General features: G+C 73.6%; 21 protein-coding genes and 3 pseudogenes. 17 read left to right on the top strand and 7 right to left on the bottom strand.

The window, feature by feature from the left end:
- Window positions 1-138: 138 nt before the first annotated feature.
- Both ACWF9Z_RS16605 and ACWF9Z_RS16600 read left to right on the top strand, forming a co-directional pair.
- Window positions 139-1,293 carry a TauD/TfdA family dioxygenase gene (locus ACWF9Z_RS16605; protein WP_453602754.1) on the top strand — a complete coding sequence of 385 codons (1,155 nt, stop codon included), beginning with the start codon at window positions 139-141 and terminating at the stop codon, window positions 1,291-1,293.
- Complete coding sequence (locus ACWF9Z_RS16600) at window positions 1,290-1,910, top strand: phosphonate degradation HD-domain oxygenase (RefSeq protein WP_453602752.1); 621 nt, start codon at window positions 1,290-1,292, stop codon at window positions 1,908-1,910. The genes ACWF9Z_RS16605 and ACWF9Z_RS16600 overlap by 4 nt, the downstream gene beginning before the upstream one ends.
- Here the strand turns inward: ACWF9Z_RS16600 and ACWF9Z_RS16595 are convergent.
- Complete coding sequence (locus tag ACWF9Z_RS16595; RefSeq protein WP_453602750.1) at window positions 1,900-2,670, bottom strand: GntR family transcriptional regulator; 771 nt, start codon at window positions 2,668-2,670, stop codon at window positions 1,900-1,902. The genes ACWF9Z_RS16600 and ACWF9Z_RS16595 overlap by 11 nt on opposite strands.
- A 108-nt stretch (window positions 2,671-2,778) precedes the next feature.
- On the opposite strand from ACWF9Z_RS16595, the gene ACWF9Z_RS16590 reads away from it, so the two are divergent.
- Window positions 2,779-3,327, top strand: a complete 549-nt coding sequence (locus ACWF9Z_RS16590) for a hypothetical protein (protein ID WP_453602749.1) — start codon at window positions 2,779-2,781, stop codon at window positions 3,325-3,327.
- A gap of 201 nt (window positions 3,328-3,528) precedes the next feature.
- Window positions 3,529-4,011, top strand: coding sequence for a hypothetical protein (locus ACWF9Z_RS16585; RefSeq protein ID WP_453602747.1), 483 nt, complete (start codon window positions 3,529-3,531; stop codon window positions 4,009-4,011).
- Between the two features lie 62 nt (window positions 4,012-4,073).
- Here ACWF9Z_RS16585 and ACWF9Z_RS16580 read toward each other — a convergent pair whose 3' ends face one another.
- The 5 genes from ACWF9Z_RS16580 to ACWF9Z_RS16560 are packed head-to-tail and all read right to left on the bottom strand — an operon-like array spanning window position 4,074 to window position 8,875.
- Window positions 4,074-4,739, bottom strand: a complete 666-nt coding sequence (locus ACWF9Z_RS16580) for an HAD family hydrolase (RefSeq protein WP_453602745.1) — start codon at window positions 4,737-4,739, stop codon at window positions 4,074-4,076.
- On the bottom strand, window positions 4,736-5,836 hold the full coding sequence (locus ACWF9Z_RS16575; protein WP_453602743.1) for an ABC transporter ATP-binding protein: 1,101 nt from the start codon (window positions 5,834-5,836) through the stop codon (window positions 4,736-4,738). The genes ACWF9Z_RS16580 and ACWF9Z_RS16575 overlap by 4 nt, the downstream gene beginning before the upstream one ends.
- 5 nt (window positions 5,837-5,841) lie before the next feature.
- Window positions 5,842-6,810: an ABC transporter permease gene (locus ACWF9Z_RS16570; RefSeq protein WP_453602938.1), complete on the bottom strand. Its 969-nt coding sequence runs from the start codon at window positions 6,808-6,810 to the stop codon at window positions 5,842-5,844.
- Window positions 6,807-7,715 (bottom strand): ABC transporter permease, encoded by a 909-nt coding sequence (locus ACWF9Z_RS16565; protein WP_453602741.1) that lies wholly within the window; start codon window positions 7,713-7,715, stop codon window positions 6,807-6,809. The genes ACWF9Z_RS16570 and ACWF9Z_RS16565 overlap by 4 nt, the downstream gene beginning before the upstream one ends.
- Window positions 7,715-8,875 carry an ABC transporter substrate-binding protein gene (locus ACWF9Z_RS16560; RefSeq protein ID WP_453602739.1) on the bottom strand — a complete coding sequence of 387 codons (1,161 nt, stop codon included), beginning with the start codon at window positions 8,873-8,875 and terminating at the stop codon, window positions 7,715-7,717. The genes ACWF9Z_RS16565 and ACWF9Z_RS16560 overlap by 1 nt, the downstream gene beginning before the upstream one ends.
- Window positions 8,876-9,178: 303 nt before the next feature.
- Between ACWF9Z_RS16560 and ACWF9Z_RS16555 the strand changes: the two genes are divergently transcribed.
- From ACWF9Z_RS16555 to ACWF9Z_RS16525, 7 genes and pseudogenes are all read left to right on the top strand, one after another.
- Window positions 9,179-9,925, top strand: coding sequence for a GntR family transcriptional regulator (locus ACWF9Z_RS16555; RefSeq protein WP_453602737.1), 747 nt, complete (start codon window positions 9,179-9,181; stop codon window positions 9,923-9,925).
- A 183-nt stretch (window positions 9,926-10,108) separates the two neighbouring features.
- A pseudogene (locus ACWF9Z_RS16550) lies at window positions 10,109-10,432 on the top strand (transposase); the annotation flags it as partial.
- A 53-nt stretch (window positions 10,433-10,485) separates the two neighbouring features.
- Entirely contained in the window at window positions 10,486-11,010 is a 525-nt protein-coding gene (locus ACWF9Z_RS16545) for an AAA family ATPase (protein ID WP_453602735.1), read from the top strand.
- Window positions 11,011-11,205: 195 nt separating this feature from the next.
- The gene (locus tag ACWF9Z_RS16540) at window positions 11,206-11,493 is read left to right on the top strand and encodes a LysR family transcriptional regulator (protein WP_453602734.1); all 288 of its coding nucleotides are present in this window, start codon (window positions 11,206-11,208) and stop codon (window positions 11,491-11,493) included.
- 41 nt (window positions 11,494-11,534) lie between these two features.
- Entirely contained in the window at window positions 11,535-12,308 is a 774-nt protein-coding gene (locus ACWF9Z_RS16535) for a hypothetical protein (protein ID WP_453602732.1), read from the top strand.
- 565 nt (window positions 12,309-12,873) lie between these two features.
- Window positions 12,874-13,725, top strand: a complete 852-nt coding sequence (locus ACWF9Z_RS16530; protein ID WP_453602730.1) for a CoA transferase subunit A — start codon at window positions 12,874-12,876, stop codon at window positions 13,723-13,725.
- Window position 13,726: 1 nt separating this feature from the next.
- A complete protein-coding gene (locus ACWF9Z_RS16525; RefSeq protein ID WP_453602728.1) occupies window positions 13,727-14,407 on the top strand; it encodes a CoA transferase subunit B in 681 nt (226 codons plus the stop codon).
- A gap of 27 nt (window positions 14,408-14,434) precedes the next feature.
- On the opposite strand, the gene ACWF9Z_RS16520 is transcribed toward ACWF9Z_RS16525, so the two are convergent.
- Window positions 14,435-14,950 carry a DinB family protein gene (locus tag ACWF9Z_RS16520; RefSeq protein ID WP_453602726.1) on the bottom strand — a complete coding sequence of 172 codons (516 nt, stop codon included), beginning with the start codon at window positions 14,948-14,950 and terminating at the stop codon, window positions 14,435-14,437.
- Window positions 14,951-15,531: 581 nt separating this feature from the next.
- Here ACWF9Z_RS16520 and ACWF9Z_RS16515 point away from each other — a divergent pair.
- The 6 genes and pseudogenes from ACWF9Z_RS16515 (at window position 15,532) to ACWF9Z_RS16490 (ending at window position 21,972) form a co-directional block, all read left to right on the top strand.
- Window positions 15,532-16,845, top strand: coding sequence for an extracellular catalytic domain type 1 short-chain-length polyhydroxyalkanoate depolymerase (locus ACWF9Z_RS16515; RefSeq protein WP_453602936.1), 1,314 nt, complete (start codon window positions 15,532-15,534; stop codon window positions 16,843-16,845).
- A gap of 180 nt (window positions 16,846-17,025) precedes the next feature.
- Entirely contained in the window at window positions 17,026-18,501 is a 1,476-nt protein-coding gene (locus ACWF9Z_RS16510; RefSeq protein ID WP_453602724.1) for a tannase/feruloyl esterase family alpha/beta hydrolase, read from the top strand.
- Between the two features lie 163 nt (window positions 18,502-18,664).
- Window positions 18,665-18,766: pseudogene (locus tag ACWF9Z_RS16505) on the top strand (3-hydroxybutyrate dehydrogenase); the annotation flags it as partial.
- Between the two features lie 274 nt (window positions 18,767-19,040).
- Window positions 19,041-19,637, top strand: a pseudogene (locus ACWF9Z_RS16500) (SDR family oxidoreductase); the annotation flags it as partial.
- A gap of 174 nt (window positions 19,638-19,811) precedes the next feature.
- On the top strand, window positions 19,812-20,444 hold the full coding sequence (locus ACWF9Z_RS16495; RefSeq protein ID WP_453602934.1) for an NADPH-dependent FMN reductase: 633 nt from the start codon (window positions 19,812-19,814) through the stop codon (window positions 20,442-20,444).
- A gap of 82 nt (window positions 20,445-20,526) precedes the next feature.
- Window positions 20,527-21,972: a glyceraldehyde-3-phosphate dehydrogenase gene (locus tag ACWF9Z_RS16490; protein WP_453602722.1), complete on the top strand. Its 1,446-nt coding sequence runs from the start codon at window positions 20,527-20,529 to the stop codon at window positions 21,970-21,972.
- Window positions 21,973-22,089: the final 117 nt, after the last annotated feature.

Raw genomic sequence — 22,089 nt, 5'->3', positions numbered from 1 at the left:
GCGGGCCGTCCGGGCGGACGACCGGACCGGGCGGCTCCGGCCACCTCTCCGCCATCTGCCCGTCACCCGGTCCTGTCACGATGCCCCCACCCTGGAGTTGTATGTACAACTCACTCCGGGATGACGACAGGAGCCCCGATGCCCGCCACGGCACTCACCCGTCCACCCGCGATCTGGCTGCGCGACAACTGTCCCTGCGGCGACTGCCGCGATCCGCGCACCGGCCAGAAGCTGTTCCAGATCACCGAGTTGCCCGACGGCCTCGCCGTCGGCTCGGCGCACGAGGCGGTGGCCACCGACGGCGGGCCCGGCTGGGAGGTGGTGTGGCACCCGGACGGGCACCGCTCCGTCTACGCGGCCGACTGGCTCGACGCCCACGCGCCGGAGGGAACACCCCTCGCCGCGCCCGACGGAACACCCGTCGCCGCGCCCGACGGCCCGGCTCGCCGCGCCGGGGACGGCCGCACCGAGGCGGACAAGGAGCTCTGGGCGGCGGACGACCTGGCCGGGCGGTTCCCCGAGGCCGGGTGGGACGCGTACATCGGTTCCCGCGAGGTCCGCGCGAGGGCCCTGGCCGACGTGGTCCGGCTCGGGTTCGTCGTCCTGCGTGACGTGCCGTGCCGGGACCGGATGGTGCTGGACGTAGCGCACACCTTCGGCTTCGTCCGCCCGACGAACTACGGCGAGCTCTTCGAGGTCCGTGTCGAGGCCGACCCCGGCAACCTGGCCTTCACCGGGGCCCGGATCACCCCGCACACCGACAACCCGTACCGGGACCCGGTGCCGACCCTGCAACTGCTGCACTGCCTGCGCAACGAGGCCCGGGGCGGCGAGTCCGGTCTGGTCGACGGCTTCCACGCCGCCGCGATCCTGCGCGAGCGGGAGCCGGAGGCCTTCGGCGTGCTGACCCGGGTCCCGGCGGAGTTCGCGTTCGCCGACGCGCGCACCGCACTGCGGGCCCACCGGCCGCTGATCGACGTGGACCCGCTCGGCCGCATCCGCGAGGTCCGTTTCAACAACCGGTCCTTCGACACCCTGCACCAGCCGGTCGCCGTCCTGGAGGAGTTCTACGCCGCCTACTGGCTCTTCGCCGAGCTGCTGGAGCGGCCGGAGCTGCGGATCGGCTTCCGGCTCGTGCCCGGAGACTGCGTGGTCTTCGACAACACCCGTCTGCTGCACGCCCGTACGGCCTTCGCCGAATCGGGCGGACGCCACCTCCAGGGGACCTACGCCGACCTCGACGGCCTGCTCTCCACCCTTGCCGTACTGCGCCGCGAAGGAGCCCGTGCGTGAACCGGGCCGAACCCCTCCCGACCGGACCCACCGGCCCTACCGGCCCCACCGGCCCCACCGACGCCACCGACCCGATCGGCGCGCTGGCCCGCCTCTTCGAGGGCGAGGGCAGCGCCGAGTACTTCGGCGAGGCCGTCACCCAGGCCGGTCACATGCTCCGGGCCGGGGCCCTCGCCGAGGCCGCCGGGGCACCCGGTCACCTGGTGGCGGCCGCCCTCCTCCACGACATCGGGCACTTCCACGGCGTCGTGACCGGCCACGACCTGATGGAGGGCGGACAGGACAACCGGCACGGCCACACCGGAGCCGACTGGCTCGGCCGCTGGTTCGGCCCGGAGGTGACCGAACCGGTCCGGCTGCACGTGGCCGCGAAGCGGTACCTCTGCGCGGTCGAGCCCGGCTACTTCGATCTCCTCTCCGACGCCTCCGTGCACACCCTGCGCGTCCAGGGCGGCCCGATGACCGCGGAGCAGGTACGGGCCTTCGAGGCGCTGCCGGGGGCTGCCGACGCGGTGGCCCTGCGGCGCTGGGACGAGCAGGCCAAGGACCCGGGGACGGACGTCCCGGGCTTCGGCCACTTCCGGCCGCTGCTGGAGGAGCTCCTGATCAGGGGCTGAGCCGCCGGCCCAGGGCGCCGGCGGCCGTCGTGTGCACGGTGAAGGCCACCGTCCCCGGCAGGTACCGGTCCTGCGACCACTCCACCGGGACGCCCGCCAGATCGGTGGACCGGCGCCGCTCGCGCAGCAGCGCCTCCCCCGTCCGGCAGCCCAGCAGCCGCGCGTCGTCCGCGTCGGCCGCCGCGATGTCGATGGTGTGGTGGGCGTCGGTGAACAGCACTCCGTGCGCGGCGAGCCGGTCGGAGTAGGAGACCGTGTCGAACGGCATGGCCGCCACCAGGGCGCCGACCGCCTCCGGATAGGTGGTGCGCTCCACCATCACCGGGGACCCCGACAGCGTGCGCAGCCGCAGCACGCGGTGGACGGGCGAGCCCGCGGGGATCCTCAGCTGCTCCGCCTCCCCGGCGTCGGCCTCGCCCCGGTCCACGGACACGGTCCGGCCGCCCGGTTCCCGCCCCAGCGAGCGGGCCCACCGGGTGAAACTGCGGAGCTCCGCCACCGCCCCGTCGCGCGCCGGGCCGCCCCCGAGCACGACCCGGCGGGTGCCGCGCCGGGAGGTGACCAGTCCGTCGGTGCGCAGCGCGGCGAGCGCCTGGCGGACCGTGCCCCTGGACACCTCGTAGCGGCGGGCGAGTTCGTCCTCCGCGGGCAGCCGGGAGCCGGACCCGTACTCGCCCGCCGTGATCGCCGTCCGCAGGTCCGCGGCGACCTTCCGGTAGAGCGGTGTCCTGCGGTCGGGTTCGCGCGGTGCCTCATTCACGGTCCCAGCCTGCCACGGCCGGCCCGGCCCCGTACCGCAGCGCACGCGCCGGGCGGGCGGGCCGCGGGCGCCCTTCCCAAGGGCGCCCGCGGGCGGCAAGGTGAAGTCGTGATCACTACCTTCTTACGTGACGACGTACAGGGCTCGCTGGCCGTGACGGTGGAGCCTGTGGATGATCCCTCCGCGATCGGCAAGCACGCCGGAGCCCGTGGATTCCCTAGCTGCACGGCCGTGGTGGACTACCCGGGGAAGGGCTACCGGGCCCTCTTCGGCTGGGTCCAGCTGGTGCGCTCGACGGACAACGCCTCCGCCGGGACCGCCTTCGACATGGATCCGTTCTACCTCTTCGAGGATGCGCCGTCCCCGTACGCGTTCTTCGGCGTCAATCCCACCTTGTTCGACGCGCCGTCCCGCGACAGGCGGGATCCCCTCGACTGGACGGCCCACAGCTACCTCGCGTGGACGCCGATGGACGACACCGAACGGCGGGTCCTGCCGCTGGTCGGCTTCTCCTGGGGGTTCGACGTGGACGCGGACGGCCGCATCGCGCTGAAACCCGTACAGGCGTTGTCGCCCGAGGACTGGGAAGCCCACCTGTCCTACCTCGGGACCTCTCATCCGGGCTGGGTGTTCGACCCGTGGCGGCCCGAGCTGTGACGGTCCGTCCGTTCGGCCGTGCCGTGTCCCGCGCGGGCCCGGCCCGGCAGGGGGGCGGGGCGGCAGGGGGGCGGCCCGGCAGGGGGGCGGGGCGGCCGCGCGGCGGAAGGGCCGAGGCCGGCGGGGACACCGCCGCTGACCTGGCGATGCGCGGCCGCGGCGGCCCTGGACCGGACGCCGCCCTGATCCCATACTGCTCTCGTGAGAACGACGGACAAGCAGCCCCGCACCAGCCCGCTGGTACCCGACGCGGTCGCGCGGGAGATCGCCCGGCACGACTGGGACGGCATCGACTGCGGCTGCGGCCGCCCGGCGGGGCATCTCGTGGACACCTTGTGGGACGCGGCCGAGGGACACCCGGCCGCGTTCCACGCGCTGGAGGGCCACGCCTTCCACACCGGCCGGCTGCGGCCGCCCGCGCCGGCGGTGTCCGGGGTCCTGATGGCCGTCTGGTCCGCCGGGCCGCCCCGGCAGTCGACGCGCGAGGCCCTGCTGTGGGCCCTGCTGCGGCTGCTCGGCGCGGAGGACGACGGCTCCTCGCACGAGGCCGGGCTGTACGGTCAGTGCGCCGCCCACATCCGAGCGGCCCTGCCGAGCCTGCGCTCCGCCGCGGAGCACCGGCCCGACTCCGTCTCGGCCGCCTACGCGGACGGTGTCCTGCGCCTCCTGGCCCTGGACGGCTGACCCCGGGACCGGGCCGCGCCCGGGGACGGCGGCGGGGGGGCGGGGAGAGGAGTCCGGCGCCCTCAGACCTCCAGCCGCGCGGTCAGACACGCTCGCAGGGTCGCCGGGGTGACCTCCGTCAGGGAGTGCGCGAAGGTGCGTACCGGGGAGGGCGGGACCGGCAGGAGGGACGGGACCACCAGGAGGCCGCAGCCCGCGGCCTCGGCGGAGGCCGCGCCGTCCGGGGAGTCCTCGACCGCCACGCACGCCTCCGGCGCCGCGCCCAGCCGCTCCGCGGCCGCCCGGTACGGGTCCGGGTGCGGCTTCGTCAGGGCCGTGTCGTCGGCGGACAGCGTGAAGGCGAAGGGAACGTGGGCCAGCGAGCCCCCGACCACCGAGTCCACGACCAGCCGGGGCGAGGCGCTGACCAGTGCGAACGGCACTCCTTCGGCTTCCAGGGCGGTCAGCAGCCGCTGCGCGCCCGGCCGCATCGGCGCGCCCGCCTCGACCCGGCGGAAGAAGCTATCGGTCAGGTCCCGCGCCAGCTCCGCCGGGTCGCCCGCGCCGGCGGCCCGTACGAGGTGCGCCGCGGTGTCCTGGACCGCGCGGCCGACCACCTCGGGCGCGTCCGCCTCGGTCAGCGCGTACCCGAGGCCGGCCGCGACCTCCCGGGTGGTCTCCCACCACAGCACCTCGGTGTCCACGAGGGTGCCGTCCATGTCGAACAGGACCGCGGCGAGTCCGTTCACGAGGCGGCCCCGGCGACGACGAGTACGGGGCGTTCGGCCAGTCCCACGGCCGCCCGCGCGCCCGGTACGAGGGCTCCGGCGTCGCGCGAGGGCAGGTCGGCCTTGACCCGGGTGCCGCCCGGCAGGTCCAGGTGGACGCGGGTCACCGAGCCGAAGAACGAGGCGGAGACGACGGTCGCGGTGCCTTCCGCGTCCGGCGACACCGTGATGTTCTCGGGGCGCACGAGAACCTCGACGTGCGAGGTCGAGGGCACCGGGCCGTCCACGGGCAGCCGGGAGCCGGCCACCTCCACCGTGCCGGAGCCCGCGAGCCGGCCGGGGAGCCGGTTCATGGTGCCGACGAACTCGGCGACGAACGGCGTCGCGGGCCGCTCGTAGAGCTCGGCGGGTGCCGCGCACTGCTCCAGGCGGCCGGCGTTGAGCACGGCGACCCGGTCGGCCATCGAGAGGGCTTCCTCCTGGTCGTGCGTGACGAACACGGTGGTGATGCCGAGGGAGAGCTGCAGGCGGCGGATCTCCTCGCGCAGGCTGGCCCGTACCTTCGCGTCGAGCGCGGAGAGCGGCTCGTCGAGCAGCAGGACGCGCGGGCGCAGGGCGAGGGCGCGGGCGAGCGCGACGCGCTGCTGCTGGCCGCCGGACATCTGGTGCGGGTAGCGGTCGCCGTGGTCGGGCAGGCCGACCAGGTCGAGGAGTTCGGCGGCGCGCTCGCGGCGCTGCGCCGCGCCGGCCTTGCGGACGCGCAGGCCGAAGGCGACGTTGTCGCGGGCGCTGAGGTTCGGGAAGAGGCTGTACGACTGGAACACCATCCCGGCGTCGCGGCGGTTGGCCGGCACGCGCGTGATGTCCTGCCCGTCGAGGAGGACTTCGCCGGAGTCGGGCTGCTCGAAGCCGGCCACGACGCGCAGTGCGGTGGTCTTTCCGCAGCCCGACGGGCCGAGGAGGGCGACGAGTTCGCCGGGCTCGATGGTGAGGTCGAGTCCGTCGAGGGCGACCGTGGAGCCGAACGCGCGGCGCAGGCCGCGGAATTCGACGCGGGCCCCGGCGGGGGCCGCGTCGCTCTTCGGCGGATTCCCGGCCTCGGTGGGGGTGGGGGACATGCGGGTCAGGACTCCTTGCCGGAGGTGCGGGAGGTACGGGAGGCGGCGGGCGCGGCAGACACGGTAGCGGGGGCCGTTCCGGCCCGGGAGAGCAAGAGCAGCAACAGCCAGGTGATGAGGAGGCTGAGGACGGAGACGGCCACCGACATGCGGGCGTGGGCTCCGGAGATCGACACGATCCACACGGCGAAGGGCTGGAATCCGAGCAGCGAGGCGATGGTGAACTCGCCCAGGACCAGGGCCAGCGTGAGGAAGGCGGCTCCGGCGAGGGCGGCCCTCAGGTTGGGCAGGAGCACGCGCAGGACGACGTACGGCCAGCTCGCGCCGCAGCTGCGGGCGGCTTCGACGAGGGTCGGGACGTCCACGGCGCGCAGTCCGGCGTCGAGGGAGCGGTAGACGAACGGCAGGGCCAGGACGGTGTACGCGAGGACCAGGACGACGGGGAAGTCCGGGTTCTGGACGGCGAGGAAGGTCTGGTAGAGCGGGGTCCTGGCGAGGTGGTCGGGTCCCCAGCGCAGCACGGTGGTGATGCCGGTGACCAGGGCGATCGGCGGTACGACGAGCGGCAGCATGCACATCACCTCGACGACAGGGCGCAGCCGCGGCGAGCCGACGCGTACGGCGACCAGCGCGGGCACCGCCAGGAGCAGCGACAGCAGGATGGTCGCGGCGGCGAGGCCCAGCGAGAGCAGCAGGCTGCTGGTGAATCCCTCGGCGGAGAGCAGCTGGGTGTACGCCTCGAAGCTGATGCCCTGGCCGGGTACGTGCACGGTGAAGACGAAGGAGGCGAGGAGCGGGAGGAGGAAGTAGGTGCCGGCCAGGCCGAGGACGGCTCCGCGCCACACCCGGGGGCGGGGGCGGGACCGGCGCGCGGCGCGGGGCCGCTCCTCGGCCGGCGTCCGGGCGGAGCCGGCGGCGGCCTCGGTGTCGGGGGCGCTCGGGGCGGGGGCGCTCGGGGCGGGCGTCGGGGTCATCGCAGCCATCGGGCGCTCCGTCGCTGGAGGGGCAGGTAGACCGCCATGACCAGGCCGGCGATCACGGTCATGTCGAGGCCGAGGGCCAGTGCCACGTTCTCCTGGCCGGTCAGCACGTTCCCGGACAGCGCGTCCGCGATCTTGAGGGTGACCAGGGGGACGGAGCCGCCGACGAGCGCGGCGGCCGTGGCGTGCGCGGCGAAGGCGGTGCCGAAGAGCAGCACGAACCCGCCGAGCAGCGAGGGCGCGAGGACGGGCAGGCCGACGTGGCGCCAGAACTGCCGTCCGGTCGCCCCGTTGTTCTGGGCGGCCTCGCGCCACTGCGGGCGCAGCCCGTCCAGCGCGGGGACGATCACGAGCACCATCAGGGGGGTCAGGAAGTAGAGGTAGACCACCGTGAGGCCGGTGAAGGAGTAGAGGTTCCAGCCGAGACCGGTGAGGTCGGCGAGCTGGGTGACGACTCCGGAGATGCCGGCCGTGGCGATGAAGGCGAAGGCGAGCGGGACCCCGCCGAAGTTGGCGAGGACTCCCGAGGCGGTCAGTGCCGCGCCGCGCAGGGTCCGCGAGCGGGAGGTGACGACGGCCTGCGCGATCAGGACGCCGAGCACGCCGCCCACGAGTGCGGTGAGGGCGGAGAGCTGGACGCTGCCGACGAGCGAGTCGAGGTACGGGCCCTGGAGGGAGCGCGTGAGGTGCTCGCCGGTCAGCCGGGTGGCTCCGCCCGCCGGGTCGCTGCGGGTGACCGCGCCGAAGGCGATGGCGCCCAGCGGGATGCCGAAGCAGAGTCCGGTGAAGGCGAGGAGGGGGAGGGCGGCGAGCCAGGTGCGCGGGCCGCGCCGCCGGCGGCGGGTGGTGGCGCCGCCGGCGGTCCCCGTCGTGTGGGGGGTGGTGGTGGAGTCGGACATCAGCTGAGGGCCTTGTCCCACTTCTCGGCGAGGGTGGCCTTGGCCTGGTCCAGCTCCGCGGAGGCCGGGAAGGTCGGGGTGCCCTGGACCTGCGGGAGCCGGGTGACGGCGTCCTTGTCGACGGTGCCGTCCTGGGTCATGACGGGCAGCAGCACGGGGCGGGCGTGGCCCTTGAGCCACAGGTTCTGGCCCTCGGTGCTGTAGAGGAACTCCATCCACAGACGGGAGGCGGCGGGGTGCGGGGCGTCCTTGTTGACGGCCTGCGAGTAGTACTGGGCGTAGACGCCGTCGGTGGGGATGGCGACCTTCCAGTCGACGCCCTTGCCCTTGAACTGCTCGGCGTAGCCGGCGTTGAGGTAGTCCCAGTCGATGGAGATGGGCGTCTCGCCCTTCTCCACGGTGGCCGGGGTCGACTCGACCGGGATGAAGTTGCCGCTCTTCTTGAGCTGGCCGAAGAAGTCGATGCCGGGCTGGATGTCGCCGAAGGAGCCCTTGTTGGCGAGGGCGGCCGCGTAGACGCCGCCGAAGGCGGAGCCGGACTTGGTCGGGTTGCCGTTGAGGGCGACCTTGCCCTTGTACTCGGGCTTGGCCAGGTCGGCGAAGGACTGCGGGCAGTTCGGGACGCGGGCGGCGTCGCATCCGATGGAGACGTAGCCGCCGTAGTCGTTGTACCAGCGGGCGTCCGCGTCCTTCTGGGAGGCCGGGATCTTGTCCCACGCGGTGACCTTGTACGGGGCGAAGAGGTTCTCTCCGGCGCCGCTGCGGGCGAAGGCGATGCCGAGGTCCAGGACGTCGGGAGCGCGGGTCTGGCCCTTGCGGGACTTGACGGCCGCGATCTCGTCGGCGCTGGAGGCGTCCGGGTTCTCCGCGCTGATCTTGACCTTGGGGTACTTGGCCTGGAACGCCTTCTGGATCTCGCCGTAGTTCGCCCAGTCCGCGGGCAGCGCGATGACGTTGAGCTGGCCCTCCTTCTCGGCGGCCGCGACGAGGCCTTCCAGGCCGCCGAAGTCGGCGACGGAGGTGGCGGCGCCGGGCTGGGTCTTGTTCTTGCCGTCGGCGGCGGTGCTCTGGTCGGGTGCGGCGCCACACGCGCTGAGCGTGGTCAGGACGGCGGCACTGAGCAGGACGGCCGCACCGCGACGGGCGGAGGAACGGAGCACGGTCTCTCCCGGAGACAGGATCTTTGACGGGGGGTCTACTTGTCTGAACAAGTTGACCCCAGTTCGCCCTGGGTCCCTGTACGCGCGGTGAACGGCGGCTGTCTGGTGGTCCACGTCTCGACGAAGACCGGAAATGGCCGGATGCGCACGTGACAGGAGACCGACATGATGATCTTCGTCGCGGGTTCCTAAGGTGGCGGCAAGAGTGGCCGCCGGCGCACCGCGCGGACGGCGCGGACGGCGACGCAGGCAGCGCTGACGGCGCGAACACATCCACGGCAGGGGGCACGGAAGAGCATGGCCATGGCTACGGTGCGATATCTGGAGATCGCCGAGGCGCTGCGCCGGTCGATCGTCTCGGGCGAGTACCCCGTAGGCGCCCTGCTGCCCTCGGAGAGCGATCTGGCCGCACGGTGGTCGGCCTCGCGCGGAACCGTCCGCCAGGCCGTGGCCACCCTCGCCGCCGAGGGGCTGATCGGGTCCCGGCAGGGCGCCCGCCGGATCGTCCTGCGCCACGAACGCAAGCACAGCTTCGGCGAGCTCAACAGCTTCGCCCAGTGGGCGGAGGGCGTGGGCCACCGGGCCGCGAGCCGCTTCCTGTCGCGCACCCGCCGCCCGGCCACGGCTGAGGAGGCGGAGCGCCTCGCGCTGCCGCCCGGTACCGGGATCCTGGCCGTCCTGCGGCTGCGGCTGCTCGACGGGGAGCCGACGATGGTCGAACGGACCGCGTACGCCGACTGGGTCGCGGCGGCGGTCGAGGCGATGCCGCAGGACTGCCGGTCGGTGATGGACGGCCTGGCCGACGGTTCCGGGATCGTCGCCCATTACGGCGAGCACCTCATCGACGCGCTCGCGGCAGGCAGCGAGGACGCGCGGCTGCTCGAAATCCGGCGCGGCAGCCCGCTTTTGCGCCAAAGACACGTCTCCGCGACCCGGACGGGCCGCCCGATCGAGTGGTCCGACGACCGCTACCGGCCCGGCAGCGTCACCTTCAGTGTGAGCAACTCGGCAGTAGCGACACCCTTGGAGCGGAGGGCCGGGGACCGCTAGGACGGGGGACCGCGAAGGCCGGGGACAGCTAGGTCCTGTCCGGCGGATCATCTGACGGTCGCCTCGCGTGGGGGTCATTGTTCGGTTTGTGGGGCGGGGCGATCTGACGAATGACGAGTGGGCGCGACTTGCGCCCCATCTGCCGAAGTCCGGAGGCCGGGGCGGGCATTGGAGTGACCACGACGCACTCGTCCCGACCACTTGGGCGGCGATAAGGCATACACCTCCCGCCGTAATCGCCGCTACCTACGCAGACGCCAGATCAAACACACCATCCCGGAACCGAAGGACCAGCGAGCCAACCGCAGGCGCCGAGGAAGCCGAGGAGGCCGAGGAGGCCGGCCAGCGGGCCTTGACAAGGAGAGATACAAGCGCCGCAACGAGGTCGAGCCCACGATCAACCGGCTCAGGCACTTCCGCGCCGTGGCTACGCGCTACGACAAGCGCGCCTACGTCTTCCACGGCACGGTCACCGTGGCGTCCCTCCGCCTGTGGCTCAGCCCGTGATCGGGCGGATAAAACGGTGGCTGCCTGATTCGCTTGCCTGCCACGATCTGGGGGTGACCACGTTGTTCATGATGGTCGGCCTGCCAGGGGCCGGAAAGACCACACGGGCTCGGCAGCTCGCCGCAGAGCACGGCGCGCTGCGTCTGACGCCCGACGACTGGATGATTCCCCTGTTCGGCGAGGCGGAGGCGGACGGGAAGCGCGATGTGCTGGAGGGGCGCATGCTCTGGCTCGCCCTGGAGGCGGTCAGACTGGGCACCGACGTCGTCGTGGACTACGGCTGCTGGTCACGGGACGAACGGTCCGCGATCCGCTGGCTGGTGGAGGCCGAGGAGGCGTGCTTCCGCATGGTCTACCTGCCGGTGGACGAGGAGACCCAGCGCACCCGTATCGCCCACCGCTGGGCGACCACCCCCGAGGAGACGTTGCCGATGTCCGAGGCCGACATCCTGCACGGGCGCGCGCATTTCGAGGAGCCCGACGCGGCGGAGCTGGAGGGCCGCAGGGGCGCCGGCCCGCCGCCCGGGTGGGCCGACTGGCGGGAGTGGGCCGCCGACCGGTGGCCGTCGTTCGCGTGACTGCTACGGCCCACGACAACTCAGCCGTACCGGGTGTGCCTGCACCAGCCCGAGATGATCCGCCGCACAGCCCCTAGGTCCGTTCGGCGCGCAGCGCGGCGGCGGTCTTCTTCATACGGAGGACTCTGCCGCTGTACGGTCGCCAGCGGAACTGCCGGAATGCTGAACGGGTCGTAGGGGAAACTGACGAGAGAGGTGCACCGGCTGCGCGTCCTGCAGGCCGTGGCCGAGCACGGCAGCTTCACCAAGGCCGCCGGAGCGCTGCTCCTGACGTCCTCCGCCGTCTCCCAGCACATCGCCGCCCTCGAGCGCGGCCTCGGTCACCGGGTCGCGGTGCGCGGTGCGCGCGGGGTGACGCTCACCGAGGCGGGCCGCCTGCCCGTGGAGGCGGCGGAGACGATATCCGCCGAGCTCGAGCGGACGTCCACGGGTACGGACACGGACACGACAGGGCCCGGTACCGGCGGCGGTGCGAGCGGCTGATCCGCCGGCTGGCCGCCACGGCCAAGGGCGACCTCCACGCGGTGCGCCTCCTCGCACGCCATCCCTTGCTGCCCCTCGACGTCCTGATGCCGATGGCGGAGCCCGACCGGATGGGGCCGGATCCGCTCCCCCGGATCTGCGCGGCCACACCGGACGAGCTCGCGGAACTGTCCGCCTCCGCGCGACCGGGCGTACGGATGCTCGTGGCGCAACGGCGCGACCTCCCGGCCCGGCTGCGCGATGCCCTGGCCGACGACCCGGACGCGGCCGTGGCCAAGGCCGTCGCCTCGCACCCGGGCCTTCGCGAGGACCGGCTGCGCGCGATGGTCGCGCGGTACGGCGTACAGGTCCTCGCGCGGGTGGCGGCCAACCCGGACGCCCCACCGGCCCTGTTGGAGGACCTGGTCCGCCATGATCCGCCGGCGCGACGGGTCTTCCGCGAGGTCGTGGTGCACCCGAACGCCACGGAGGCGGCGCTCCTGCCCTGCCTCCACGATCCCAAGGCCCAGGTCCACGCCGCACGTCACCCCGCCCTGTCCCCGCCGGTTCTCGTGGACCTGCTCACCCACCCGTCCCCGGACGTGGCCGAGTCCGCGGCCGCCAACCCCTCGCTCCCCCGGGCGGTGATGGAGGAGCTCCTCGCACGCGAACGCCTCTGCGTGGAGAGACGTCGGCGAAGGCGTGGTGCCCCTGCTCCCCGATGGCCTGGGAAAGCCGTTCGCCCTCGGGGGTGTTGCCCGGTGCGCCGTCGACCGGCGTCGGCGCCGCCCGCGGTGCGGCGGGGTCGTGGGCGGGGCACGCCGAGGGGGACGTGAACCGGATCTCCCCGGCGGACCCGACCTGGTCGCGCTGCACCGCGTCGCCGCAGCCGACGAGCAGGATGGCGGTCCCCAGGGCCACGAGGGCGGCCACCGCCACCGTCCTGTCCACACTCGCGTTCACCACGCCCGGACGGCCCAGGCCTCGAGTGGCGGTTCGGCGCATCATCGTTCCTCCTCGCGTCGCGGTGCCGGAGCCGGCGCGGCTGTGACGCACGGTCCGGCCGACCGGTTCCCCGCGCGTCCTCCGGTTCGGCAGCGTGGCCGTCCGGCGGCTCGTCCCGGGCACGCGGGCCCGGGACGAGGACGACCACGGCGAACCGGCGACCGCTCGTGCGGGGCCTGCCGCGGCGGGTCCTCGGCCGTTTTCCCGTCCGTCCCGGCCACACAACCGGGCGGCCCGGTGTGTACGCGGCCGCCATGGCCGGGGCGGGTCCGCGGTTCCTAGGGTCGGTCGGGTCGGCCCGACCGCACACCGGTCCTGGCCGACGGCACCGAACCGGACGACGGCGACGGCGGGTGCGTGCGCGAGGGCGAAGGCCCAGGCGGAGGAGGACCTGTGATGGGGCTGGACAAGGAGGTCGCGAGCGCGGCCGAGGCGGTGGCGGACGTCCACGCGGGGGCCTCGCTGGCGGTGGGGGGCTTCGGACTGTGCGGGGTTCCGGGCGTGCTGATCGGCGCGCTCCTGGAGCGGGAGGGCGCGAACGCCCTGGAGGTGGTCTCCAACAACTGCGGGGTGGACGACTGGGGCCTCGGCCTGCTGCTGCGCGCGGGCAGGATCGACCGCATGACCAGCTCCTACGTCGGCGAGAACAAGGAGTTCGCCCGGCAGTACCTGAGCGGTGAGCTGGAGGTGGAACTGGTCCCGCAGGGCACGCTCGCGGAGCGGCTGCGGGCCGGCGGCGCGGGAATCCCTGCGTTCTACACGCCCGCCGGGGCCGGTACGCAGGTCGCGGAGGGCGGGCTGCCGTGGCGGTACCGGGCCGACGGGGGCGTCGCGGTGGCCTCGCCTCCCAAGGAACTGCGCCGCTGGGGCGACCGCGAGTACCTCTTGGAGGAGGGCATCACCACCGATTTCGCCCTGGTGCGGGCGGCCGCCGGAGACCGGCATGGCAACCTCGTCTTCCATGCCTCCGCGCGCAACTTCAATCCCCTGGCCGCGATGGCCGGACGGATCACGATCGCCGAGGTGGAGGAGCTGGTAGAGCCGGGCGAGCTGGACCCGGACACCGTCCACCTGCCCGGCGTGTTCGTCCAGCGGGTGCTGCGCGTGCACCCCGGTGATCCGGCGGCCGAGCGGCGCGTCGAGCGCCGTACGGTCCGCCGCGACGGCGCACCCCACACCGACCGCACCGACCGCATTGACCGCACCGACCTCTCCGTACGGTCGGCCGACCAGGAAGGCGGCGTGTGACATGGCCCTGACCCGTGAACAGATGGCGGCCCGCGCCGCGCGCGAGCTGCGGGACGGTACGTACGTGAACCTGGGGATCGGGCTGCCGACCCTCCTCCCCAACCACCTCCCCCCGGGGGTCGAGGTGGTGCTCCAGTCGGAGAACGGAATCCTCGGCGTGGGCCCGTACCCGTCCGCCGGGGACGTGGACCCGGACCTGATCAACGCGGGCAAGGAGACGGTCACGGTGGTGCCGGGGGCCTCGTTCTTCGACTCGGCACTGTCCTTCGGCATGATCCGCGGCGGCCACGTCGACGCCGCCGTCCTGGGCGCGATGCAGGTGTCCGCCGCGGGCGATCTGGCCAACTGGATGATCCCCGGGAAGATGGTCAAGGGGATGGGCGGCGCGATGGACCTGGTGCACGGTGCGCGCCGGGTCGTCGTGCTCATGGAACACACCGCGAAGGACGGCACGCCCAAGCTCGTGGAGCGGTGCACGCTCCCCCTGACCGGACGGGCCGTCGTCCAGAGGGTGATCACCGACCTCGCGGTCGTCGACATCACCCCCGAGGGGTTCCTGCTGAGCGAACTCGCCCCCGGGGTCGGCCTGGAGGAGGTCCGCGCGGCGACGGGGGCCGAGCTGAGGGTGGCCGCCGGACTGGGCGGACGCGCGGGTCGTGAGGCGTGTTGGCCAGGCTCCTGAGGAAAGGGCCCGCTTCGCGGAGCTGCGCTAGTAGTAGCCCTTCGTGCCGTCGAGCAGCTCCCGGACGATGTCCGCGTGCCCCGCGTGTCGCCCCGTCTCCTCGACGAGGTGGATCAGCATCCAGCGGAGGTTGGCGCTGCCGTCGCGGAAGTCCGGGTGGCGGCCGGCGTCGTCCAGGTCGGCCGCGGCAACGATCTCGTTGCTGCGGGCGCACTGGGCCTCGTACTCCGCGAGGAGTTCCGCGAGGGGGCGGCCGTCGGTGTGCCAGTCGGCGTTCTCGCTCGACTCGTCGAATGCGGGGTTCTGCTTCTTGTCGCCGCCGAGGAACAGCACTTCCAGCCATATGTGCTCGGTCCAGCGCATGTGGGAGATGAGACCGGCCATCGTCATGTCCGGTGAGGTCGGAATGACCGGGCGGCGCGCGTCCTCGTCGCTCAGCCCTTTGCATTTCCAGCGCAGGATCTGCCGCTGCAGGTCCAGCCAGCCGATGAGCGCGGTGCGTTCGTCCGCTTGGCGCGGGGGGCGTTCCAGTTCCGATGACATGCCGGCGCACGCTACCAGGGCGGTCGGGAAGGGCACCCGCGATTTACGATCTTGGTCACGGTTGCTTCGCGGTTCAAGGCGCCGGCCCGGCGCCCTCACACATCAAACCTCAGTAGCAGCGGGCCAGTGGCTCCCGCAACCCCTGTGGACCGGTCAAGCGGTGGCTGGATTGTGTCGGTCCGTGCCATGCCGCCGCGGACCGGGCCACTTCTACGGTGACGGACACCGCGGGCCCCGGCCCCAGGTCGCGGACCCGCGGACCACCCACGTCACCTCGAGGAGCCGCCATGTCCGCGCGCCCCCGCACGCAGTCCGGATCTCCGCCCGGATCGCCGCCGGGATCCCCGCCCCGAGCGCCGTACGGACCCCCGTCCGGCCACGTGAGCCCCCACGCCCGCCCACTCCCCCGCCCCCTCTCCCGACAGCTGCTCGCGCAGGGTCTCGTACGGGCCCTCGTACGCGTGCTCGCGCTCGTACTGCTGGCCGCCGGCGGCGTCCTGGCCGGGCCCCTCGCCCCGGCCGGTGCGGCCGTCACCCTCCAGCAGGTCTCTGCCTTCGGCGCCAATCCGGGGCAGCTGGCCATGTACGCGTACCGCCCGGCCTCCCTTCCGGCCCACCCGCCCGTGGTGGTGGCCCTGCACGGCTGCACGCAGAACGCCCGGACCTACGCGGACAACTCCGGACTGCCCGAACTCGCCGACCGCAGGGGCTTCGTCCTGGTCTTCGCCGAGACCACGTCCGCGAACAACCCCAACAAGTGCTTCAACTGGTTCCAGACGACCGACAACCGGCGCGGCCAGGGCGAGGCCGCCTCCATCCGGCAGATGGTCGCGTACGCCGCATCCGCCTACTCCACCGACCCGGCCCGCACCTTCGTCACGGGCCTGTCCGCCGGGGGCGCCATGACCCCGGTGATGCTCGCGGCCTACCCGGACGTGTTCGCCGCCGGGGCGGTGGTGGCCGGACTGCCCTACGACTGCACGAAGGACACCGGCCCCTACGCCTGCATGAGCCCCGGCGTGGACAAGAGCCCGGCCGCCTGGGCGCAGCTGGTGCGCGACGCGTACCCGGCCTGGAGCGGCCCCTGGCCGCGGGTGGCGATCTGGCACGGGGACGCGGACACCACCGTCGCCCCGCGCAACGCCGACGAACTGCGCGACCAGTGGACCGCGTTGCACGGTCTGCCGCAGACGCCCGACCGCACCTCGGCCATCGGTCCCGACGCCACCCGGCGCGAGGAGTACCTCGCCGGGGACGGCACGGTGGCCGTCGAGGTGGACCGGGTGCCCGGCATCGGGCACGGCACCCCGGTCGACCCCGGCTCCGGCCCCGAGCAGTGCGGCCGCACCGGTGCCGCGTACTTCCTCGCCTCGATCTGCTCCAGCCACTGGATCTCGGGGTTCTTCGGGCTGGACGGCTCCGGTCCGGGCCCCGGACCCGGTCCGGGCGATCTGCCCGCGCCCACCGGCCTGGCGTCGACCGGGGTCACCGACACCAGCGTCACGCTCACCTGGAACCAGGTGGCGGACGCTTCCGGCTACGCGGTCTTCCGTGACGGAACCCAGGTCGCCACCCCGGCCGTGCCCCCGTACACGGACACCGGCCTCGCCCCCGGTACGAGCCACGCGTACACGGTGGCGGCCCGCGACGCCTCGGGGACCGCGGGCACCCGCTCCGGGCCGGTCACGGTGAGCACGACGGGCGCGGCCGCGGTCTGCTGGACGGGAGCGAACAACTACCAGCAGGTACAGGCGGGACGGGCCACCACCGAGGGGGGCTACGTGTACGCCAAGGGCTCCCACCAGAACATGGGCCTCTACAACGTCTTCGTCACCCACACCCTGAAGGAGGCGCCCACCGGCTACTTCGTCATCGCCGACGCCGCCTGCCCCTGAGCCCCGTGCGCTAAGCCCCGTGCCGCTGAGCCCCGTGCCCCGGCGCACGCGCGCCCGCCATGGCGCCCGTCCCCACCGGGGCGGCCTCGATCATGGCGGGCGCAGCCGTGTCGACGCCGGCGCACCCGCCCGTAGCCTCCGGCCCAGTCCCCCCGTCCGCACTCCCCCAGGAGGCTTCCGATGCCCTCGGCCGTCCGTTCCACCACCACGACCAGGCAGCCGGCCAGGGCGGTGACCGCGGTCACGGCGGCCGTCGCCGCCGTGACCGCCGCCGCCGCGGCCCTGCTGACGCTCACCGCACCCCCGGCCAGCGCCCTCGGCACCGGCACCGGTACCGGCACCGGCGAGTCCCACTGCGCCCGCCGAGCTCAGCTCCACGTACCGGGAGCCGAGCACCAACAGGCCGACTGTCTGGATGAGTTGACGACCGCCGGGACCGCGCTCACCGGGCACACCGATCCCGCCGACTGGGCCGGCCTCACGCCCAAGGACCTGGCCGTCCCCACCGGCGTCCCGGGAATCCAGATAGACGGCTACTTCCCCGACACCTCCACCACCAACACCAACCACGGCTGGAACCACGACGCGCAGTTCGTCATCCGGCTCCCCGACCACTGGAACGGCGGGCTCGTCGTCGCCGGATCCCCGGGCGTGCGCGAGCAGTACGCCAACGACCGGGCCATCGGCGACTGGGTGCTCTCCCGCGGCTACGCCTTCGCCGCCACCGACAAGGGCAACACCGGGGCCGCCTTCCACCGCGACGGCCAGGCGCCCGGTGACGCCATCGCCGAGTGGAACACCCGGGTCACCCAGCTCACCCGGGCCGCCCGCGCGGCCGTCGCGCAGCGCTACCACCGGCCGCCGTCGCGCACCCTGGCGACCGGCATGTCCAACGGCGGGTACCTGGTGCGCTGGCAGCTGGAGAACCATCCGGAGCTGTACGACGGCGGGGTGGACTGGGAGGGCACGCTGTGGCGGGCCGACGGCCCGAACCTGCTCACCTTCCTGCCCCCGGCCCTGTCCGCCTACCCCGTGTACGCGGCCGGCGGGCCGGAAGCCGAGCAGGCCCACGCGGCCATGACCGCCGCCGGCTTCCCGGCCGGTTCGGAGTTCCTGTGGCCCTTCCACCACAGCTACTACTGGGACCTCACCCAGCGGATCTACCGCGAGGAACTCGACCCGGACTTCGACGGCCCGACCGAGGCCGGCACGCCCTTCTGCCGGCCCGGCATCCCCGGCGCCCCCGCCTGCGACGCCGACTACGCCTACGCCGACCGCCCCGCAGAAGTCCACCGCGCCGTCGCGAAGATCGCGCTCACCGGCCGGATCGGCAAGCCGCTGATCACCCTGCACGGCACCCTCGACGTGCTGCTCCCCATCTCGAAGGACTCGGACGTCTACGCCGAGATGGTCCGGCAGGCGGGCCGGGGCGCCCTGCTGCGCTACTACCGCATCGAGGGCGGCACCCACGTGGACTCGCTGGTCGACGCCTTCCCCGACCGGCTGCGCCCGCTCACGCCCTGCCACCGTGCCGCCTTCAGCGCGCTGGAGGACTGGATCGGCCGCGGCGTGCGCCCCCCGCTCGGCCACACGGTCCCCCGGGATCCCGCCGCCGACCCGGCGACCCTGCTGACCAGTTGCCCGCTCGGCGACTGACGACCGGACACCGGCCACCGTCGGCCGAAGGCGGGACGGCCGAAGGCGGGACGGCCGATGACGACGGCGGCGGCACGCATGGCGTCAGCCTCCATACGGACGGGACGGAGTATGGGCCGGGACACCGTGGGCGCCGTCCCGGCCCCTCCCTACGCTTCGAGCCATGACGAGCGAAACTCCTTCCCTTCCGCAGCTGCGGGGGCGCGTCGCCCTGGTGACGGGCGGCGCCAGCGGTATCGGCCGGGCCTGCGCCGTGGCCCTGGCCGAGGCCGGGGCCACCGTGCACGTGGTCGACCTCGACGAGAGGGCGGCCAAGGCCGTGGGCGCCCCCCGGGGGGGGCCCCCCCCCCGCCCCCCCCAGGCCCCCCCCCCCCGCCGAGGGGGGGGGGCCCCCCCCCCGCGCCCAGCGGGGGGAACACCCCCGGGGGCCCCCCGCGGTGCCGGGGGGCCCCCCCCCGGGGCCCCCCCCCGGGGGGGGGCCCCCCGCCCGGGGGGGCCCCCGCGGGGGGGGGGCCCCCCCGGCGGGGCCCCCCGGGGGGGGGCCCCACGCCCACGTCGCCGACCTGGCCGATCCCGCCGTCATCGGCGGGCTGCCCGCCGCCGTCGACATCCTGGTCAACAGCGCCGGGATCCAGCACGTCGCCCCGATCACGGAGTTCCCGCCCGAGCGCTTCGCCCTGATCCAGCAGGTGATGGTCACCGCGCCCTTCCTCCTGCTGCGCCACGTGCTGCCGCACATGTACGCCGCGGGCTGGGGCCGGGTGGTCAACATCTCCAGCGTCCACGGGCTGCGGGCCAGCGCCTACAAGTCGGCCTACGTCGCGGCCAAGCACGGGCTGGAGGGGCTCAGCAAGGTCACGGCGATCGAGGCCGCCCCGTACGGGGTCACCAGCAACTGCATCAGCCCCGGCTACGTCCGCACCCCGCTGGTCGAGGGCCAGATGCGGGACCAGGCCGCCGCCCACGGCATCGGCGAGGGCGACGTGCTCTCCGAGGTGCTGCTGACCCGGTCCCCGATCAAGCGGCTGATCGAGCCCGAGGAGGTAGCGGCGGCCGCCGTCTGGCTGTGCGGCCCGCACACCGGCTACGTCACCGGCTCCTCGCTCCCCCTGGACGGCGGCTGGGGCGCCAACTGACCCCGTCCGGGTGACAGCCCGTGCGCCACGGCGCCGGGACGCGCCGCGGCTCACGTACGGCCGCGTACGGTCCCGCACGTGACCGATGCGAGCAACGCGAACGCGAACCAGTCGAGCGACCGGACCGCCCCGGCCGACCCGGACAACCTGAACATCACCACCGGACCCGGCGCGCTGAGGGTCTTCGTCCTCGCGGGGTCCTCCCGCGAGGACTCCGTGAACACGCGGCTGGCCTCGCTCGTCGCCGCCCAGGTCGAGCGGTCGGGCGCCGTCGTGGACCTGGCCCGGATCGGCGATTTCGCCATGCCCTCCTACGACGGCGACGCCGAGGCGGCCGACGGCCCGCCCGTCGGCGCGGCCACACTGCGTGAGCGGCTGCTCGCGGCGCAGGCCCTGGTCATCGCCTCGCCGGAGTACAACGCCTCCGTGCCCGGCGTCGTGAAGAACGCCGTCGACTGGGTCTCCCGGTTCCGGCCGCAGCCCTTCAAGGACAAGCAGACGCTGCTGGTGTCCGCCTCCCCGTCGATGATCGGCGGGAACCGCGGCCTCTGGGCGCTGCGCGTCCCCCTGGAACACCTCGGGGCGCGGGTGTACCCGGACATGTTCAGCCTCGCCAGCGCGCACACCGCCTTCGGCGACCAGGGTGACCTGACCGATCCGGGCCTGCGGGAGCGGCTGGCGGACACGGTCGACTCCTTCCTGGCCCTGGCCGAGGCCGATACCCGCTACCTGTGCCTGCAGCGCCGCTGGTACGAGTTCCTCGGCGACGAGAGCAGTGCTCCGGTGACCCAGCGCGCGGAGGGCTGACCGGCTCTTCAGGGGGCGCTTGAAGGCCCGGCACGGGCGCGGGTTAGCATATGAGCGCCGCCTAGCTCGAAAGATAATTCCTGTGACTGTCAATGACGACTCGTTCACCAATTGGAAGAACCGCGAGGAGATCGCGGAGTCGATGATCCCGATCATCGGGAAGCTGCACCGGGAGCAGGACGTCACCGTCCTCCTCCACAGCCGCTCCTTGGTGAACAAGTCCGTGGTCAGCATCCTGAAGACCCACCGGTTCGCCCGCCAGATCGCCGGCGAGGAGCTCTCGGTCACCGAGACGCTCCCGTTCCTGCAGGCGCTCACCACGCTGGACCTCGGTCCTTCGCAGATCGACATCGGCCTGCTCGCCGCGACCTACGCGGCCGACGACCGCGGTCTGTCGGTGGCGGAGTTCACCGCCGGGGCGGTCGCAGGTGCCACGGGTGCCAACAAGATCGAGCGCGGCTCCTCGCGCGATGTCGTCCTCTACGGTTTCGGCCGCATCGGCCGCCTCGTCGCGCGCCTGCTGATCGAGAAGGCCGGTTCCGGCAACGGCCTGCGCCTGCGCGCGATCGTCGTCCGCGGGGGTGGCGAGCAGGACCTCGTCAAGCGCGCCTCGCTGCTGCGCCGCGACTCCATCCACGGCCAGTTCCAGGGCACGATCACCGTGGACGAGGCGACCAGCACCATCGTCGCCAACGGCAACGAGATCAAGGTCATCTACGCCAACGACCCCTCCGAGGTCGACTACACGGCGTACGGGATCAAGGACGCCATCCTCATCGACAACACCGGCAAGTGGCGCGACCGCGAGGGGCTGTCCAAGCACCTGCGCCCCGGTGTCGAAAAGGTCGTCCTGACCGCTCCGGGCAAGGGCGACGTCCCGAACATCGTGCACGGCGTCAACCACGACACGATCAAGCCGGACGAGCAGATCCTGTCCTGCGCCTCCTGCACCACCAACGCGATCGTCCCGCCGCTGAAGGCGATGGCGGACGAGTACGGCGTCCTGCGCGGCCACGTGGAGACGGTCCACTCCTTCACCAACGACCAGAACCTGCTGGACAACTACCACAGCGCCGACCGCCGCGGCCGTTCCGCGCCGCTCAACATGGTCATGACGGAGACCGGCGCCGCCTCGGCCGTCGCGAAGGCGCTGCCCGACCTCAAGGCCCCGATCAGCGGCAGCTCGATCCGCGTCCCGGTGCCGGACGTCTCGATCGCCATCCTGAGCCTGCGCCTGGGCCGCGAGACCAACCGCGACGAGGTCCTCGACTACCTCCGCGACGTCTCGCTGACCTCGCCGATGCGCCGCCAGATCGACTTCACCACCGCCCCCGACGCGGTCTCGAGCGACTTCATCGGCTCGCGCCACGCCTCGATCGTCGACGCCGGCGCCACCAAGGTCGACGGCGACAACGCGATCCTCTACCTCTGGTACGACAACGAGTTCGGCTACTCCTGCCAGGTGGTCCGGGTCGTCCAGCACGTCTCCGGCGTGGAATACCCGACCTACCCGGCCCCGGCGGCCTGATCCCCGCCCGGACCCGCACGCCCCGCGGGGGGCGCCCCCCCCCACCCCGCGCGGGGGGGGCGCGGCGGGGGCGCGCGGGGGGGGGGGGGGGGGGGCGCGGGGGGGGGGGCGGGCGCC

This window comes from Streptomyces sp. NPDC054961, from assembly GCF_053609145.1.
The sequence above is the reverse complement of the archived record's forward strand: the minus strand, read 5'-3'. Positions and strand labels throughout refer to the sequence as shown.

Coding starts and splice junctions, on each gene's coding strand:
- ACWF9Z_RS16605 (WP_453602754.1), top strand. CDS start 139: ATGCCCGCCACGGCACTCACCCGTCCACCCGCGATCTGGCTGCGCGAC.
- ACWF9Z_RS16575 (WP_453602743.1), bottom strand. CDS start 5,836: ATGTCCCCCACCCCCACCGAGGCCGGGAATCCGCCGAAGAGCGACGCG.
- ACWF9Z_RS16570 (WP_453602938.1), bottom strand. CDS start 6,810: ATGACCCCGACGCCCGCCCCGAGCGCCCCCGCCCCGAGCGCCCCCGAC.
- ACWF9Z_RS16565 (WP_453602741.1), bottom strand. CDS start 7,715: ATGTCCGACTCCACCACCACCCCCCACACGACGGGGACCGCCGGCGGC.
- ACWF9Z_RS16555 (WP_453602737.1), top strand. CDS start 9,179: ATGGCTACGGTGCGATATCTGGAGATCGCCGAGGCGCTGCGCCGGTCG.
- ACWF9Z_RS16530 (WP_453602730.1), top strand. CDS start 12,874: ATGGGGCTGGACAAGGAGGTCGCGAGCGCGGCCGAGGCGGTGGCGGAC.
- ACWF9Z_RS16525 (WP_453602728.1), top strand. CDS start 13,727: ATGGCCCTGACCCGTGAACAGATGGCGGCCCGCGCCGCGCGCGAGCTG.
- ACWF9Z_RS16520 (WP_453602726.1), bottom strand. CDS start 14,950: ATGTCATCGGAACTGGAACGCCCCCCGCGCCAAGCGGACGAACGCACC.
- ACWF9Z_RS16515 (WP_453602936.1), top strand. CDS start 15,532: ATGTACGCGTACCGCCCGGCCTCCCTTCCGGCCCACCCGCCCGTGGTG.
- ACWF9Z_RS16510 (WP_453602724.1), top strand. CDS start 17,026: ATGCCCTCGGCCGTCCGTTCCACCACCACGACCAGGCAGCCGGCCAGG.